The sequence below is a fragment of the Mesorhizobium yinganensis genome (genome assembly GCF_040081985.1).
Classification (GTDB): domain Bacteria; phylum Pseudomonadota; class Alphaproteobacteria; order Rhizobiales; family Rhizobiaceae; genus Kumtagia; species Kumtagia yinganensis.
On record NZ_JBEBMH010000003.1, the window covers coordinates 529,065 to 544,107 of the forward strand.

The window sequence follows — 15,043 nt, forward strand, 5'->3', positions numbered from 1 at the left end:
GGCCGGCCTCGCCCTTAGTTGCCCGCCCGCGCGGGTGTGCCCCTCGGAAAGAGGATCGTTTGTGACCGCCCACGCGCTTTACGTGACCGCTGCCTACGCTGCCTCGGCGGTGGCTCTCGCCGCCCTGATCGGCTGGATGCTGCTCGATGGCAGGGCACGGCGCCGCGAACTCGCGACGCTTGAAGCCAGCGGCGTCAGGCGGCGCTCCGACAAGGCCGCGTCATGACCGTCGACCATTCCGAAGCGCCCGGTACAGGGCAGGTCGAGGCGAAACGCCCGAACCGACTGATCGTTTTGCTGCCCCTGGCGATCTTCTTGGCGCTCGCGGCAATCTTTCTTTCGCAACTGCTGTCCGGACGCGAGATCGGCACCGTTCCGTCGGCTCTGATCGGCGCGGCCGCGCCACAGACGAACCTTCCGTCCATCGAAGGGCTGGGCCTTCCGGGTCTGGATTCATCCGCCTTCGCCGGCAAGGTCACGCTGGTAAATGTCTGGGCGTCGTGGTGCGCGCCATGCCGGCAGGAGCATCCGGTGCTGATGGCACTGGCGCAGGACAAGCGCTTCCAGATCGCCGGCCTTAACTACAAGGACGAGCCGGAGAACGCCCGGCGTTTCCTTGGCGACCTCGGCAATCCCTTTGCCTTGGTAGGCGCAGACCAGAAAGGCCGCACCGCCATCGACTGGGGCGTCTATGGCGTGCCGGAGACGTTCGTCGTCGGGCGCGACGGCAAGATTGTCTACAAGCATGTCGGCCCCCTCGACGGCGACAGCGCGCAAAGATTGCTCATGCCGGAGATCGAGAGGGCGCTGGCGGCCGGCCGATAGGCGAATGCGAAACGGCCGCCAGTCTCCCGGCGGCCGCTCAGCTACACATATGCTACGCGGGACTCAGATGAGCGTCCGCTTGCGGACATTTCAGCGGCCGTACACTTCCTTATAGGCGTGCTGCAGCATGTCGGTGCGGTTGCCGTTGATGTCGGCGAGGTCGCGATGCGACATGCCCATGATCTCGTCGACCAACCGGTTGTAGCGGCGGCGCTTGGCCATGCGGTCACGGGTGGTGTTGATCAGCGTCGAAAACATTTGCGAGGATCCCTTGCTGGGCCGCCTTGCGGCGACCGGGTTGTTCCTCCCTCACGCTGCATAGATTGGCATGATGAGCGTGCATTGCAACACGATATGCTGCATCGCAGCAATGCATTCATTGCATGACGCCGATACAGGGCGTTAACGACTTTTCACTGCTCGTCGATGAAGCGGACGAAATCGGCAAGCGTCGTACGCAGTCTTTGCCGGCATGCTGCATCGCGGAGGATCTCCGCGACCTCGTCCGGTTTCTTGCCGAGCAGCGGCACTTCGAGTTCCGGTCCCGGAAAGACCTCGAATGACATTGTACGCAGCACTTCGCGCAAGGCGTCCCGCGATATCTGCGAACGGTGCGAGGCATGGACGAGCATGACCGGTTTGCCGACCGCGGCCGGTCCCGAGACCAGCCAGTCGAGCGCGTTCTTCAGTCCGCCGGGGATGCCGTAAGCATATTCCGGGCAGGAGATCACCACGCCGTCGGCACGACTGACTGCCTCGTTCAGGCGTACGGCTTCCAGGGGAGTGTGCTCGCCTTCGTCGTCGGGATTGAAGATCGGCAGAGCGCCCAACCCGTCGTAGAGGGCGAGAGTGCAACCCCGCGGCGTCTCCACCTGCAAGGCCCGCAACAGCGCCGTGTTGGTGGAGGCGGCGCGCAGGCTGCCGGACAGACCGATCAGGTTCACGGCACGCCGGGTATGCAGTTCACCACATCGACTTGCTGTAGGCGTCGTCCAGCCAGCGGTCGGTCTGTTCCGCCGTCTCGGCCAGCGCGAGCTGGTCCTTGAGGATTTCCCCCAGGGTCGGCATTTCGGCGCGCGGCCGCCATTTCTCCGGCGCCCACAGGTCGGAGCGCATGAATGCCTTGGCGCAGTGCATGTAGACGGCGCGCGCCTTGACCACGATGACGCTCTGCGGCGCCTTGCCGTCGACGGCGAGCCGCTCGCGCAGCGCCCCGTCCAACGTGAGGCGGGCCTCGCCGTTGACGCGCAGCGTCTCGTTCATGCCCGGGATGAGGAACAGCAGGCCGATCGCCGGATTGACCAGGATGTTTTCCAGCGTGTCGAGCCGGTTGTTGCCCGGCCGGTCAGGGATGGCCAGCGTGATGTCGTCCAGCACCGCGACGAAACCCGGCTTGTCGCCTTTCGGCGTCACGTCGGCATTGCCCTTGGCATCGGACGAGCCGATCAGCACGAACGGGCTTTTGGCGATGAAATTGCGGCAATGGGGATCGAAGGCGCGCAGTTCCTTGCGGAGTGCCCCTTCCTGCGCTGGCTTGTATTGCTGCCGCAACTCTTCGTGCGTCGAAATGAAGTCCATCGGATTGCCCCCTATTTCCCGGTATTTTCTTCCAGCGAATGCCGCATGATCAAGGGCATCTGCGCGATGGTGAACAGCAAGGTGATCGGCATGATGCCCCAGACCTTGAACGCTACCCACGTATCGGTCGAGAAATTACGCCAGACCACCTCGTTGGCGACCGCCAGGAAAAGAAAGAAAAGACCCCAGCGCAGCGTCAGCTTGCGCCAGCCCTCGGCGTCGAGCTTGAAGGCGGAATCGAAGACATAGCCGAGCAGGGATTTTCCGAACAGAAGCCCGCCGAGCAGCACCGCGCCGAAAAGCGTGTTGACGATGGTGGGTTTCATCTTAATGAACACATCGTCCTGCAGATAGAGCGTCAGCGCGCCGAAGATGAAGACGACGACGCCGGACACCAGCGGCATGATCGGCAAGGTGCGGGTCAGCAACCAGGAGACGGCAAGGGCGACCGCCGTCGCTGCCATGAACAGGCCGGTGGCGATGAAGATCGGCCCGCCCATCTCGGCAAGCGCCGGGAATTTCTGCGCCAGCCATTCGCCGCGCGTGTTGGCGAAGAAGAAGACGACCAGCGGTCCAAGCTCCAGTGCCAGCTTCAGCAGCGGGTTGATTTCTTTCCTGCGGGGATCGCTCGGATCGCGTTCGAGGATTCGCTTGCTCATGGCTACCCTACCCCCGCGATCGCCTTGGCGAAATCGCGCGCGGAAAACGGCTCGAGATCGTCGACCTGCTCGCCGACGCCGATGAAATAGACCGGCAGTCTATGCTTGGCGGCGATCGCGACCAGAATACCGCCGCGCGCCGTGCCGTCCAGTTTTGTCATCACCAGCCCGTTGACGCCGGCGACGTTGCGGAAAATCTCGACCTGGTTGAGCGCGTTCTGGCCGGTGGTGGCGTCGACCGTCTGCAGCACCGTATGCGGCGCTTCGGGATCGTGTTTTCCCAGCACGCGCACGATCTTTTCCAGCTCGGCCATCAGTTCGGCCTTGTTCTGCAGGCGGCCGGCCGTGTCGATGATCAGAACGTCGGACCCGGCTTCTTTTGCCTTTTCGAATGCGTCCCAGGCGAGACCGGCCGCATCCGCGCCGAGCTTGGAGGACACCACCGGCGAGCCCGTACGCTCGCCCCAGATTTTCAGCTGCTCGATCGCGGCGGCGCGAAACGTATCGCCGGCGGCGAGCATGACCGAAAGCCCGCCCTGCCGCAGCTTTGCGGCGAGCTTGCCGATGGTCGTGGTTTTTCCGGTGCCGTTGACGCCGACCACGAGGATGACATGCGGCTTGTGGGACAAGTCGAGTTCCAGCGCCTTCGCCACCGGCGTCAGCACCTTTTCGACTTCCTGCGCCATGATGGTCCGCACTTCTGTGTCGGACACGTCGCGGCCATAACGCGAGGAGGCCAGCGTATCGGTGACGCGCAGCGCCGTTTCCATGCCGAGGTCGGCGCGGATCAGCACGTCCTCCAGTTCCTCCAGCGTGTCCTCGTCCAGCTTGCGCTTGGTAAAAATGCCGGCGATCGAGCCGGTCAGTTCGCGCGACGACCGCGACAGCCCGTCGCGCAGCCGCTGGAACCAGCTTTTGCGGGGCTCGGGCGCGGGAGCGGCCGGTTGCGGTTCGACCTTCTTCTCCACGGCCTTGCCGACCGTGACTTTGCCGGGAGGCGTGACCGGAAGCGGGGCCGGGTCGGGTGCGATGGGCGTCGGTTCGGGCACGACGGGGGAGGCGCGCGCCGGCTCCTCTCCCCCCTTGAGGGGGAGATGGCCCGCCTGTATCGCCTCCACGACGCCCGCAGCAACTTGTGCCGCCGGTGGCGGCGATACTGGCGGGCCAGAGGGGGTTGTTGCGGCAGTGCTCGGCGTTGCGTCTTCGACGCTTTGCACAGGTTGAAGACTAGAGTCGCGCGCTTCATCGGCGACCCCTTCCGCCTGCTTCGCAGGCACCTCCCCCGCAAGGGGGGAGGGTGGCGCGGCTGGCGTCGACGGGTCGGGAATCTCGACCGGGGCCGGGACTTCCCCGGGTGGGGAAGGAGGAACCTCTACAGGAGTCGGTTGTGGCTGTTCAGCCGGTTGTGTCGGAACCTCCGGAAGCGCGGGCGCGGGTTGTTCGGGCTCGGACGGCGTGGGTATTTCCGGGACCGCCGGTTCGTGCGGAATCTCGGGAGGCGGCTGCCGGGTAGGTTCGGGCTTAGCGGGCTCAGGCTGGACGGGCTCGTCGGGGACTTCCGGAGGCGCAGGCTCGGGTTCCGGGGCAGGTTGCGGCTCGACTTCCGGCGCGGGCTTTTCCGGTTCGGGTTCAGGCGCAGGGATAGGCTCCGGCGTGGGTGTCGGAACTTCGGGCTCTGTCGGCACCGGCTCTTCTCCCCCCTTGAGGGGGAGATGGTCCGAAGGACCAGAGGGGGTCGCCTCCGCAGTGCTCGGCGTTTCTTCCCCAACGCCGCGAGCAGCGGTAACCAAGGTGTCGCGCACTTCGTCGGCGACCCCCTCCGCCTGCTTCGCAGGCACCTCCCCCTCAAGGGGGGCGGGGGGCGGCGGCGCTTCCGCGGCAAAATCCTTTAGCGCTTCTAGGTTAAGCGGCGCGAGCGGCTCGTCCTCGGCAGGGCGCTGCTCGACCTCCTTGCGGCCGAACGAGAAGACCTTTTTCAGAAAACCCAGCGCCATGCGAAAATCAGGCCGCCTCAGCCGTGGCAGGCGCGGCGATCAGCCGTTCGCCGTCATGTCCGGAAATTGTGGCATTGACGATCTCGCCGGGCGCGCCGATGTCGATCGCCACCAGCGTGAAACCCTCGGTGCGGCCGAGGCCCGGCCGCTCCACCAGCACGCGCTGCGTCGTGCCCGCCAGCGCGGCGAGATGCCTGCGATAAGCGGCCTCGCCGGCTGCCCGCAGCCGCGCCGCGCGCGCCTTTATCGTCGCGCCGTCGACCTGCGGCATGCGCGCCGCCGGTGTGCCTTTTCGCGGGCTGAACGGGAAGACGTGGAGATGCGTCAGGCCGCATTCCTCGACGATCTTCAGCGAATTGTCGAACATCGCCTCGGTTTCGGTCGGGAATCCCGCGATGATGTCGGCGCCGAACACGATATCGGGCCGCACGGCGCGGATTTCGGTGCAGAAGCGGATGGAATCGTCGCGAAGATGACGGCGCTTCATGCGCTTCAAGACCATGTCGTCACCCGCCTGCAGCGACAGGTGCAGGTGCGGCATCAGCCGGCGTTCCGTCGCGATGGCCTCCACCAGTTCGGGATCGGCCTCGATGGAGTCGATGGACGACAGGCGCAGCCGCTTGAGATCCGGCACTTGCCGCAGCACGGTTTTGACCAACCGTCCGAGCTTCGGCGCCCCCGGCAGGTCGGCGCCGAAACTGGTCATGTCGACGCCGGTCAGCACCACCTCGGCATAGCCGTTGCAGACGAGACGCTTAACCTGATCGACCACCGCGCCCATCGGCACGGAACGCGAATTGCCCCGCCCATAGGGGATGATGCAGAAGGTGCAGCGATGGTCGCAGCCGTTCTGCACCTGCACGAAGGCGCGCGCCCGCCCCTCGATGGCGTCCACCATGTGTCCGGCCGTCTCGCGCACCGAAAAAATGTCGTTGACCCGCGCCTTCTCGAAATCGTTGACGCCGAAATCCGGCAGGGCGCGGTAATTGTGACGGTGAAGTTTTTCCTCGTTGCCGAGCACCAGGTCGACCTCGTCCATGCCGGCGAAGGTTTCGGGCTCGGTCTGCGCGGCGCAGCCGGTGACGATGATGCGCGCGTCCGGATTGTCGCGGCGCGCCTTGCGGATCGCCTGGCGGGCCTGGCGCACCGCCTCGCCGGTGACGGCGCAGGTGTTGAAGATGACGGCCCCGCCTTCCAGCGCGCCCAGCCCGGCGGCCTCCGCCTCGCGCCGCATCACCTCAGATTCGTAGGTGTTCATGCGGCAGCCGAAAGTGACGACGTCGATCGCCTTGGACAACGGCGCCATCAGGCAGCGCTCTCGGCCGTGTCGCGCAGCCAGGCGCCGGTGGCCGGATCGAGACTGCCAGAAAATTCCCATTCGGCTGGGCCGGTCAACACGACATGGTCGTCGGCGCGCCATTCGACCTTGAGCGGGCCGCCGGGCGCGATGATGGCGACGGTACGCCCGGTGCGCCCCGTTCGCGCGGCGGCGACGGCGGAGGCGCAGGCCGCCGAGCCGCAGGCCTTGGTCAGGCCGGCGCCGCGCTCCCAGGTGCGGATGGTCAACTGGTCGCGCCCGGTCACCTCGGCGATGGTGATGTTGGCGCGCTCGGGAAACATCGGATGGTTTTCCAACAGCGGGCCGAAGCGGTCGAGGTCGAACGTCCAGACGTCGCGGTCGACCCAGAATACAGCGTGCGGGTTGCCCATCGAAACGGCGGAGGGCGAATGCAGCACCGGCGCATCGATCGGGCCGATCTGCAGTTCGATGGCGCGGGTGTCGGTGAATTCCTCGGCGAGCGGAATGTCTTGCCAGCCGAAGCGCGGCTTGCCGAGATCGACGGAGATCGTGCCGTCCGCATGTTCCTCGGCATTCAAGATGCCGGCGACGGTCTCGAAGGTAAACACTTTTCGGCCGGTCTCGGCGGCGAGCGCCTGGACGACGCAGCGCATGCCGTTGCCGCAGGCCTGCGCCTTGGAGCCGTCCGAATTCAATATGTCGACGAACCAATCGGTGCCGGGCGTGCGCGCGTCGTGAATCGCCATGATCTGGTCGAACTTTGTCGCCGGATCGGCGTCCAGCGCCAGCGCGGCGGCGGGCGCGACCCGGTCGGCACGCGAACGCATGTCGGCAACGATGATCTCGTTGCCGAGCCCGTTCATCTTGGCGAAGGGCGCGCGCGCGTTCATGCCGGGCTATATGGCGGAAAGGCGCGGGAATTACCAGTGCGGAGCGACGTGGCGGCTTACGCGACCGCGGAACGTCAGGTGATCGCCAGGACGCCGAGGATCACCAGCAGGAACAGGATTAGCACGATGGCGATCAGCACCTGGGCGCCGGTCGCGGCCGCGCCGGCCAGCCGGGGAAAACCGAGCAGGCTGGCAGCCGCGGCGACCACAAGCAGAATGAGAATCCATTTGATCATGAGAGCAACCTCCGCTCGCGCCGGAAACGCGGCAGGACTGCGCTTCGTTCCGGCGTGGAGATCGGGCCGATCATCCGATTTCGGGCACATCCCAGACTTCGCCGGGCAGCATCGGCCGGAATTTTTCGCGCGCGATGCCTTGCGCCGCCAGCGCCGCGAACAGTTTTTCGCGGGGCTCGTCGATCGGCTCGTTGGTGAGGTGGAACGTGCCCCAGTGGCAGCCGGCGGCATAGGCGGCGTTGCACAGCATCATGCCGCTGACGGCTTCCTCCGGGTTTTGATGCTGCGGCTCCATGAACCAGCGCGGCTCGTAGGCGCCGATCGGCAGGATGGCGAGGCGCATCTCACCATGCCGGCTTGCGAGGCGGCTATAGGGAGTGCCGTCGTGAAAGCCGGTATCGCCGGCAAAGAAAATTTTTCCCGCGGCGGTTTCGACGACAAACCCGCACCACAGCGCCATGCGGCGGTCGCGCGTGCCGCGCGCCGACCAGTGATGCACCGGCTCGAGGTGGACGACGGCGCCGTCGCCGACCCGCACATTCTCATCCCAATCATGGACACTGACCCGTGCGCCAGGCGCGGCCGTTCGGATCAGTGCGTCGTTGCCGAGCGGCGTGACGAACAGCGGATCGTGGCCGATTTGCAGCCGTTTCAGCGTCGCAAGATCGAGATGGTCGTAGTGGTTGTGGCTGACCAGAACCGCGTCGATGCGCGGCAGATCGTCGAAGCGGATGCCGGGCGCATTCACACGTTTCGGTCCGGCGAAGGAGAGCGGCGAGACGCGGTCCGACCACACGGGATCGGTCAGGATGTTCAGCCCGGCGATCTGGATGAGCAAGGTCGAGTGTCCCACCATGGTGAGCCGCAACGCGCCGCCGTCGATCCTTTCCGCAGGCCGGGCGGCCGCGTGAGGGCTTGGCCAGTTCGCCGGCCATTTGGAACGCCCGCCGCCGGTCTGCCAGCGCAGCAGGTCGCGAAAGCTGCCGGGAGGCAGGCCGTTGGGATTGAAGAATTTTTGCCCGTCGAAATGATCGCTCGGCGGGCCGGAATAATAGGGATTTCCCGGCCCCGTCCGCCCCGCCAACGCGCCTGCCCGTTCCGCCGGGGATGATGACTGCCTGCTTGCGCGCCGCGTTTCCATTCCCTCAACATAGGCGGCAATGCGCGGCTGGAGAACCGTCACGACGCAATCTGGCGCATTATCAGACGTCGCGGACAGATTTAGTGTCCTCCTCAGTCAAGCTGAGGCGGAGGCACGCATGAAAAAACGCACCGGACAGGCCTGGATGCCGGCGGACGATTTCGGACGGTCCCTGCCGCGTGGCGTCGGCCTCAACCTGCTTGTGCCGGAGGTCGCGGAGATGGAAGCCTTCTGCCGCGACGTGCTGGGCGCAACCATCGTCTATTCGGACGTCGATTTCGCGGTGGTGCACCTGCTCGGCTCGGTCTTCATGCTGCACGCCGACCATACCTATCTGGACCATGCGATGACCGGCGTGCTGGAAGGCGTCGAACTGCGCGGGCAAGGCATGGAGATCAGGCTCTACGGCGCCGACCCGGACGCCATCGAGGCGAGGGCGCGAGACGCCGGCCATACCGTGCTTGCCGGGTCGCTCGACAAGCCGCACGGCATCCGCGAGTGCTACATCGTCGGGCCGCATGGTTATATCTTCGTGCCGAGTGCGGCGCTGTCGGGCTAGCAGCATACAAACCGCGACAAAATTGCAACATTTCTTGCCGGAAACCGTATCTTAACCATGAGCGGTTGAAATTCTGCCCTATTATGGCTTCAGCAAAGCTGTGAATGTGGACGCGGCGGTAATGCGCAGGAGGTCGGGTATGGCATTTTCGAGGACAGGCGTCCTGCTGGCGGCAATTGCCGCGCTGGCGGTAAGCGGGTGCCAGAGTTCACGCATGGCCTCGGTCGACACGCGGCCAGAGCCGCTGCCGGCAGCGCCGTCCGGTCCCGTCACATCCGGCACGCTGCCGCCCCCCGCGCCTGCCAATCCCGCCGCCTTCCCGACCGCGCCGACGCCCAATCCGGCCGATGTGGCGGCCGCGCCGGCCGCGCCGCCCGCCAACGCCCCGGACCTGACGCCATCGACCGTCGGCGGCGTCTGGAACGTCTCGGTCTCCGGCCAGAGCTGCAAGATCGCGACGTCGCAGACAAAATTCGGCTCCGGTTTCCGCGCCGGACCGCTGCGCTGCCCGGCTCCGGTCGACGGGGTAAAGTCGTGGAACGTCGCCGGCAAGCAGTTGTCGCTCTATGACGAGAATGGCGGGGTGATGGCGCGCCTTTATTCGTCAGGCTCGGAAAAGTTCGACGGCCAGACTGAAAGCGGCGTGCCGATCTCCTTCAGCCGCTGATCGCCGATCCCGGCGCTGCCATGCATCTTCGCGACGGCCTCGAGCCGCACGCCACCGTGCGCCAGCGCTACGATCATCTGGCCGCGACGGGCGTGGTCAGCCGCGACCCCGCGCAGGAAAACGTCGTGCGCGCGCTCGACCGCTTGCTCGACGCCCTGTCCGCAAAACGGCTCGCGCGAAAATCCAGCGCGCTCGGCTGGCTGTTCGCCAAGAAGCCCGAGGCGTCGGGCGTCAAGGGCCTCTACATCCATGGCGGGGTCGGCCGCGGCAAGACCATGCTCATGGACATGTTCTTCGAACTGGTGCCGATGCGGCGCAAGCGGCGAGTCCATTTCAACGACTTCATGGCCGACGCCCACGACCGCATCCAGAAGCACCGGCAGGCGCGCAAGGAGGGGACCGTCAAGGAGGACGACCCGATCCCGCCGGTCGCGAAAGCGATCGCCGAGCAGGCGCAGCTTCTCTGCTTCGACGAGTTCACGGTGACCGACATCGCCGACGCGATGATTCTTTCGCGATTGTTTTCGGCGCTGTTTTCGAACGGCGTCGTGCTGGTGGCGACCTCGAACGTCGCGCCCGACAGCCTTTACCGCGAAGGGCTCAACCGGGCGCTGTTCCTGCCCTTCATCGATATCCTCAAGCGTCATGCCGACGTGATCAGTCTTGACTCCGACACCGACTACCGGATGGAAAAGCTCAACCGCCTGCCGGTCTATGTCACGCCGCTGGGGCCGGAGGCCGACCGGCAGATGGACGAGGCCTGGGCGGCCGTCACACATGGCCGCCGCTCGGCCCCCGACAGCGTCGCGGTCAAAGGCCGCGAGATACCCATACCCGCCGCCAGCGGCGAAGCCGCGCGCTTTTCCTTCGCCGACCTCTGCGAAAAGCCGCTCGGCGCGCGCGACTACCTCGCCATCGCCTCGCGTTATTCGACGCTGTTCATCGACCGCATCCCGGTGCTGGCGGACGGCCGGCGCAACGAGGCCAAACGCCTGATCCTCCTGATCGACACACTCTACGACCGGCATGTACGGCTGGTCGTCAGCGCCGCTGCCCCTCCCACCGGCCTCTACGCGGGGAAAACCGGCGTCGAGGTGTTCGAGTTCGACCGCACCGTGTCGCGGCTGATCGAAATGCAGAGCGCGGATTGGCTGCGGGAATGGGCGGAGAGACACGTGGCCGTCGGCGTCCAGGCTGCTGCCTCGTGAACCAGCCGGGCGCAGATCGCGGTGGTGATCGGCGCGACCGCGCTATCGGGACATTGGTCGGCCTGGCAATTGGCGACGCCGTCGGCACCACGCTGGAGTTCAAGACGCGTGACAGTTTTGAGCCGATCACCGACATGATCGGTGGCGGTCCTTTCCGCCTCAAGCCCGGCGAATGGACCGACGATACATCCATGGCGCTCTGCCTTGCCGACTCCCTAATTGCCAGGGAAGGCCGTGTTGACGCCAAGCATCTGCTCGCCAGTTTCTGGCGATGGTTCGAATTCGGCGAAAACTCGGTGAACGGAGAATGCTTCGACATTGGCAATGCCACACGCCAGGCGCTCGGTGCTTTCCAACGGGACGGCTCGCTGGTGAACAATGCCGAAGAGTATATGCAGGCCAATGGATCGATCATGCGGCTGGCCCCGGTGGTGCTTTGCGCGACCAGCCGCACCGACGCCCGCGAACTGGCACAGGCTCAGGGCAGGACGACGCATGCCGCTTCGGTGCCGGACCGCTGCTGCGCGGAACTGGCGGAGACGCTTTGGGACCTGATCGAGACCGGCGTACTTCCGGAGTCTGTCCTCGATCTACGCTACAAGCGGCGCGGTGAAATCGTGAGTTCTGGTCACGCTCCGGCAACGCACGACGCCGCGCGCTGGTGCGTGGCGACCACTTCCGATTTCCGGGAGGCTGTGCTGTTGGCCGCCAATCTCGGTGACGATGCGGACACCGTCGGAGCGGTGACCGGCCAGATCGCCGGCGCGCGCTATGGACTTGGTGGAATTCCGCGGGACTGGCTCGCCAAGCTCGCGTGGCGCGATGACACCGTCGAACGGGCCGAGCGGCTTTGGAATCTCCGCGGCAATGCTTCAAGCACATAGACGAACAGCAACCTCTTGAGCGGCAGAGATCCGCCTTAGGCGTCGGGATACCCGCCTCCGCGCCTGTTCCTACATTTGTATTTTGACGTTTACGTAAATCAAAATCAATCTAACCGATTGAAACTATTGAGGTCAAAATAATCGGTTGAAAATGACGGCGCACGGGTCTATTGCAGCGGCGATGTCCCGGGCTTTCTCAGGCCCGTCGCCAACTTCTAGCGCGTTATCCGCGACAGTTCCAAGACAGGGATTCCTTCCGAATGGCACGCAGCAAGATAGCCCTCATCGGCTCCGGAATGATCGGCGGCACGCTCGCCCATCTGATCGGGCTCAAGGAACTGGGCGACGTCGTCCTTTTCGACATCGCCGAAGGCATCCCGCAGGGCAAGGGCCTCGACATCGCCGAATCCACCCCGGTCGAGGGCGTCGATGCCCGCTATGTCGGCGTCAACGACTATGCCGGCATCGAGGGCGCCGACGTCTGCATCGTCACCGCCGGCGTGCCGCGCAAGCCGGGCATGAGCCGCGACGACCTGCTGGGCATCAATCTCAAGGTCATGGAGCAGGTGGGCGCCGGCATCGCCAAATACGCGCCGAACGCCTTCGTCATCTGCATCACCAACCCGCTCGACGCCATGGTGTGGGCGCTGCAGAAATTCTCGGGCCTGCCGAAGAGCCACGTTATCGGTATGGCCGGAGTGCTGGATTCGGCGCGCTTCCGCTATTTCCTGTCCGAGGAATTCAAGGTTTCGGTCGAGGACGTGCACGCCATGACGCTGGGCGGCCATGGCGACGACATGGTGCCGCTGACCCGCTATTCCAACGTCGCCGGCGTTCCGCTGCCCGATCTCGTCAAGATGGGCTGGACCACGCAGGAGAAGCTGGATGCCATCGTCGAACGTACCCGCAAGGGCGGCGGCGAGATCGTCGCCCTGCTGAAGACCGGTTCTGCCTACTACGCCCCGGCCGCCTCGGCGGTCGCCATGGCCGAGAGTTTTCTGAAGGACAAGAAGCGCGTGCTGCCCTGCGCGGCCTATCTCGACGGCCAGTACGGTGTGAAGGACATGTATGTCGGCGTGCCGGTGGTGATCGGCGCAGGCGGTGCCGAGCGCATCGTCGAGATCGCCTTCGACGATGCCGAGAAGGCGATGTTCGAGAAGTCCGTGGCGGCCGTGAAAGGCCTTTGCGACGCCTGCGTCACCATCGCGCCCAGCCTGAAGTAACCGAGCCCGCAAGCAAGCGAGAGGCCAGCCATGAACATCCACGAATACCAGGGCAAGCAGCTTCTGAAGGGCTACGGCCTGCCCGTCGCCGAAGGTGTTGCCATCCTCAAGCCCGGCGAGGCGGAGGCGGCGGCAAAGGCGCTGCCCGGGCCGCTCTATGTGGTGAAGAGCCAGATCCATGCCGGCGGGCGCGGCAAGGGAAAATTCAAGGAATTGGCGCCCGACGCCAAGGGCGGCGTGCGGCTGGCGAAATCGGTCGCCGACGTGGTGACCAATGTCGGTGAGATGCTCGGCAACACGCTGGTGACCAAGCAGACCGGCCCGGCCGGCAAGCAGGTCAACCGCCTCTATATCGAGGACGGCGCCGACATCGCTCGCGAATTGTATCTGTCGCTGCTGGTCGACCGCTCGGTCGGCAAGATTGCCTTCGTTGTCTCGACGGAGGGCGGCATGGACATCGAGGCAGTGGCCCACGACACGCCGGAAAAGATCATCACGCTGGCGATCGACCCGGAGGCAGGCGTGACCGCCGAGGACGTGAAGAAGATCAATGCCGCCTACGGGCTCGACGGCGACGCGGCAAAGGATGGCGAGACGGTTTTCCCGGCCCTCTACAAGGCCTTCGTCGAGAAGGACATGAGCCTGCTCGAGGTCAACCCGCTGATCGTCATGAAGAACGGCCGGCTGCGCGTGCTCGACGCGAAGGTGTCGTTCGACAACAACGCGCTGTTCCGTCATCCCGAGGTCGTGGAACTGCGCGACACCACCGAGGAAGATGAGAAGGAGATTGAGGCGTCGAAATACGACCTCGCCTATGTGGCGCTGGACGGCAATATCGGCTGCATGGTCAACGGCGCCGGCCTGGCGATGGCCACCATGGACATTATAAAACTCTACGGCGCCGAGCCGGCCAATTTTCTCGACGTCGGCGGCGGTGCCAGCAAGGAAAAGGTCACGGCGGCCTTCAAGATCATCACCAAGGACCCGGCCGTAAAAGGCATCCTGATCAATATTTTCGGCGGCATCATGAAGTGCGACATCATCGCCGAGGGTGTGATCGCGGCGGTCAAGGAAGTCGGGCTTAAAGTGCCACTGGTGGTGCGTCTGGAAGGCACCAATGCCGAACTCGGCAAGAAGATCATCAACGAGAGCGGGCTGAACGTGACTTCGGCGGATGATCTGGATGACGCGGCCAAGAAGATCGTGGCGGCGGTCGATAACGCGTAACGCAATTTCTGACGTTGGTCGAAGACGCGGCGATGGAAACGGACAGTTCCCCAGGGGTGGCAGCAACGATAGTAGCTTGGCTTCCGTTCGTGATCTACGTCGGCACCTGGATTTGGGGAGTGACCGTTTTCAAACGATATGCGCGTAGCCGGCAAAGCGTTGGGGCCGACAATAGCGCTGCGATCCGGGAACTTGTTGAAAGCAATCGCGAGATCACCGCTGTGTTGCGCGAACTTAGAGACGATCTACGGCAAGGAAAGCCCTGACGATGCTGCCCCGCAAGATCAACCTCGTCGCAGCGGCGGACCAGAAGATTCAAAAAGTCTTCGATCCGCACATCGCTGGCGACGTGAATGACAGCCAGGCCAAGGTCGCGAAGTTCGGCAAGACTTTCGACTGGCATGCGCATGAGAACGAAGACGAGGCGTTCCTCGTTCTGCGCGGCAAGATCGCCATCGATTTCCGCGACGGGCCGGTAGAACTCGGCGAGGGCGACTTCATCGTCGTGCCGCGCGGCGTCGAGCACCGACCGCGATCGCTGACCGAGGAGCCGGTGGTGCTAATGTTCGAACCGGCGACAACGTTGAACACCGGAAATGCCAGAAGTGACCTGACGGTTACGGAACTGAAGCGGCTTTAGAGATGGACATTT

General features: G+C 64.8%; 18 protein-coding genes. 9 read left to right on the forward strand and 9 right to left on the reverse strand.

Annotation, left to right across the window (positions count from 1 at the left end; genetic code table 11):
- Positions 1 to 61: 61 nt before the first annotated feature.
- Both ccmD and ABMA59_RS09610 read left to right on the forward strand, forming a co-directional pair.
- Positions 62 to 226, forward strand: a complete 165-nt coding sequence (gene ccmD, locus ABMA59_RS09605) for a heme exporter protein CcmD (RefSeq protein ID WP_349005111.1) — start codon at positions 62 to 64, stop codon at positions 224 to 226.
- Positions 223 to 825, forward strand: a complete 603-nt coding sequence (locus ABMA59_RS09610; protein WP_349005112.1) for a DsbE family thiol:disulfide interchange protein — start codon at positions 223 to 225, stop codon at positions 823 to 825. The genes ccmD and ABMA59_RS09610 overlap by 4 nt, the downstream gene beginning before the upstream one ends.
- A gap of 90 nt (positions 826 to 915) precedes the next feature.
- Here ABMA59_RS09610 and ABMA59_RS09615 read toward each other — a convergent pair whose 3' ends face one another.
- The 9 genes from ABMA59_RS09615 to ABMA59_RS09655 all read right to left on the reverse strand — a co-directional run bounded on the left by ABMA59_RS09615 (position 916) and on the right by ABMA59_RS09655 (position 8,623).
- Positions 916 to 1,083, reverse strand: a complete 168-nt coding sequence (locus tag ABMA59_RS09615) for a hypothetical protein (protein ID WP_349005113.1) — start codon at positions 1,081 to 1,083, stop codon at positions 916 to 918.
- A gap of 155 nt (positions 1,084 to 1,238) precedes the next feature.
- Positions 1,239 to 1,769: an NADPH-dependent FMN reductase gene (locus tag ABMA59_RS09620; RefSeq protein ID WP_349005114.1), complete on the reverse strand. Its 531-nt coding sequence runs from the start codon at positions 1,767 to 1,769 to the stop codon at positions 1,239 to 1,241.
- Between the two features lie 19 nt (positions 1,770 to 1,788).
- Positions 1,789 to 2,403: a pyridoxamine 5'-phosphate oxidase family protein gene (locus ABMA59_RS09625; RefSeq protein WP_349005115.1), complete on the reverse strand. Its 615-nt coding sequence runs from the start codon at positions 2,401 to 2,403 to the stop codon at positions 1,789 to 1,791.
- Between the two features lie 11 nt (positions 2,404 to 2,414).
- Positions 2,415 to 3,062, reverse strand: coding sequence for a septation protein A (locus ABMA59_RS09630; RefSeq protein ID WP_349005116.1), 648 nt, complete (start codon positions 3,060 to 3,062; stop codon positions 2,415 to 2,417).
- 2 nt (positions 3,063 to 3,064) lie between these two features.
- The gene (ftsY, locus tag ABMA59_RS09635) at positions 3,065 to 4,705 is read right to left on the reverse strand and encodes a signal recognition particle-docking protein FtsY (RefSeq protein ID WP_425475889.1); all 1,641 of its coding nucleotides are present in this window, start codon (positions 4,703 to 4,705) and stop codon (positions 3,065 to 3,067) included.
- A 358-nt stretch (positions 4,706 to 5,063) separates the two neighbouring features.
- Positions 5,064 to 6,362: a tRNA (N(6)-L-threonylcarbamoyladenosine(37)-C(2))-methylthiotransferase MtaB gene (mtaB, locus tag ABMA59_RS09640; protein ID WP_349005117.1), complete on the reverse strand. Its 1,299-nt coding sequence runs from the start codon at positions 6,360 to 6,362 to the stop codon at positions 5,064 to 5,066.
- On the reverse strand, positions 6,362 to 7,246 hold the full coding sequence (dapF, locus tag ABMA59_RS09645; RefSeq protein ID WP_349005118.1) for a diaminopimelate epimerase: 885 nt from the start codon (positions 7,244 to 7,246) through the stop codon (positions 6,362 to 6,364). Before dapF ends, mtaB begins: the two co-directional genes overlap by 1 nt.
- A 74-nt stretch (positions 7,247 to 7,320) precedes the next feature.
- Positions 7,321 to 7,482, reverse strand: coding sequence for a DUF1328 family protein (locus tag ABMA59_RS09650; RefSeq protein ID WP_349005119.1), 162 nt, complete (start codon positions 7,480 to 7,482; stop codon positions 7,321 to 7,323).
- 70 nt (positions 7,483 to 7,552) lie between these two features.
- Positions 7,553 to 8,623, reverse strand: a complete 1,071-nt coding sequence (locus ABMA59_RS09655) for an MBL fold metallo-hydrolase (RefSeq protein WP_425475890.1) — start codon at positions 8,621 to 8,623, stop codon at positions 7,553 to 7,555.
- A gap of 118 nt (positions 8,624 to 8,741) precedes the next feature.
- Here ABMA59_RS09655 and ABMA59_RS09660 point away from each other — a divergent pair, with 118 nt between their 5' ends.
- From ABMA59_RS09660 to ABMA59_RS09690, 7 genes are all read left to right on the forward strand, one after another.
- Positions 8,742 to 9,182: a VOC family protein gene (locus ABMA59_RS09660; RefSeq protein ID WP_349005121.1), complete on the forward strand. Its 441-nt coding sequence runs from the start codon at positions 8,742 to 8,744 to the stop codon at positions 9,180 to 9,182.
- 139 nt (positions 9,183 to 9,321) lie between these two features.
- Positions 9,322 to 9,849: an AprI/Inh family metalloprotease inhibitor gene (locus ABMA59_RS09665; RefSeq protein WP_349005122.1), complete on the forward strand. Its 528-nt coding sequence runs from the start codon at positions 9,322 to 9,324 to the stop codon at positions 9,847 to 9,849.
- Between the two features lie 20 nt (positions 9,850 to 9,869).
- On the forward strand, positions 9,870 to 11,057 hold the full coding sequence (gene zapE, locus ABMA59_RS09670) for a cell division protein ZapE (RefSeq protein ID WP_349005123.1): 1,188 nt from the start codon (positions 9,870 to 9,872) through the stop codon (positions 11,055 to 11,057).
- Positions 11,054 to 11,941 carry an ADP-ribosylglycohydrolase family protein gene (locus ABMA59_RS09675; protein ID WP_349005124.1) on the forward strand — a complete coding sequence of 296 codons (888 nt, stop codon included), beginning with the start codon at positions 11,054 to 11,056 and terminating at the stop codon, positions 11,939 to 11,941. The genes zapE and ABMA59_RS09675 overlap by 4 nt, the downstream gene beginning before the upstream one ends.
- Positions 11,942 to 12,201: 260 nt before the next feature.
- Complete coding sequence (gene mdh, locus ABMA59_RS09680) at positions 12,202 to 13,164, forward strand: malate dehydrogenase (protein WP_349005125.1); 963 nt, start codon at positions 12,202 to 12,204, stop codon at positions 13,162 to 13,164.
- 30 nt (positions 13,165 to 13,194) lie between these two features.
- Positions 13,195 to 14,391 carry an ADP-forming succinate--CoA ligase subunit beta gene (gene sucC, locus ABMA59_RS09685; RefSeq protein ID WP_349005126.1) on the forward strand — a complete coding sequence of 399 codons (1,197 nt, stop codon included), beginning with the start codon at positions 13,195 to 13,197 and terminating at the stop codon, positions 14,389 to 14,391.
- Between the two features lie 268 nt (positions 14,392 to 14,659).
- Positions 14,660 to 15,031, forward strand: coding sequence for a cupin domain-containing protein (locus ABMA59_RS09690; RefSeq protein ID WP_349005127.1), 372 nt, complete (start codon positions 14,660 to 14,662; stop codon positions 15,029 to 15,031).
- The last annotated feature ends 12 nt before the right edge of the window (positions 15,032 to 15,043 follow it).

What these genes read in the sequence shown, in the direction of transcription:
- ABMA59_RS09610 (WP_349005112.1), top strand. Translation starts at nt 223, where the DNA reads ATGACCGTCGACCATTCCGAAGCGCCCGGTACAGGGCAGGTCGAGGCG.
- ABMA59_RS09615 (WP_349005113.1), bottom strand. Translation starts at nt 1,083, where the DNA reads ATGTTTTCGACGCTGATCAACACCACCCGTGACCGCATGGCCAAGCGC.
- ABMA59_RS09625 (WP_349005115.1), bottom strand. Translation starts at nt 2,403, where the DNA reads ATGGACTTCATTTCGACGCACGAAGAGTTGCGGCAGCAATACAAGCCA.
- ABMA59_RS09630 (WP_349005116.1), bottom strand. Translation starts at nt 3,062, where the DNA reads ATGAGCAAGCGAATCCTCGAACGCGATCCGAGCGATCCCCGCAGGAAA.
- mtaB (WP_349005117.1), bottom strand. Translation starts at nt 6,362, where the DNA reads ATGGCGCCGTTGTCCAAGGCGATCGACGTCGTCACTTTCGGCTGCCGC.
- dapF (WP_349005118.1), bottom strand. Translation starts at nt 7,246, where the DNA reads ATGAACGCGCGCGCGCCCTTCGCCAAGATGAACGGGCTCGGCAACGAG.
- ABMA59_RS09650 (WP_349005119.1), bottom strand. Translation starts at nt 7,482, where the DNA reads ATGATCAAATGGATTCTCATTCTGCTTGTGGTCGCCGCGGCTGCCAGC.
- ABMA59_RS09655 (WP_425475890.1), bottom strand. Translation starts at nt 8,623, where the DNA reads ATGGAAACGCGGCGCGCAAGCAGGCAGTCATCATCCCCGGCGGAACGG.
- ABMA59_RS09660 (WP_349005121.1), top strand. Translation starts at nt 8,742, where the DNA reads ATGAAAAAACGCACCGGACAGGCCTGGATGCCGGCGGACGATTTCGGA.
- ABMA59_RS09665 (WP_349005122.1), top strand. Translation starts at nt 9,322, where the DNA reads ATGGCATTTTCGAGGACAGGCGTCCTGCTGGCGGCAATTGCCGCGCTG.
- zapE (WP_349005123.1), top strand. Translation starts at nt 9,870, where the DNA reads ATGCATCTTCGCGACGGCCTCGAGCCGCACGCCACCGTGCGCCAGCGC.
- mdh (WP_349005125.1), top strand. Translation starts at nt 12,202, where the DNA reads ATGGCACGCAGCAAGATAGCCCTCATCGGCTCCGGAATGATCGGCGGC.
- sucC (WP_349005126.1), top strand. Translation starts at nt 13,195, where the DNA reads ATGAACATCCACGAATACCAGGGCAAGCAGCTTCTGAAGGGCTACGGC.
- ABMA59_RS09690 (WP_349005127.1), top strand. Translation starts at nt 14,660, where the DNA reads ATGCTGCCCCGCAAGATCAACCTCGTCGCAGCGGCGGACCAGAAGATT.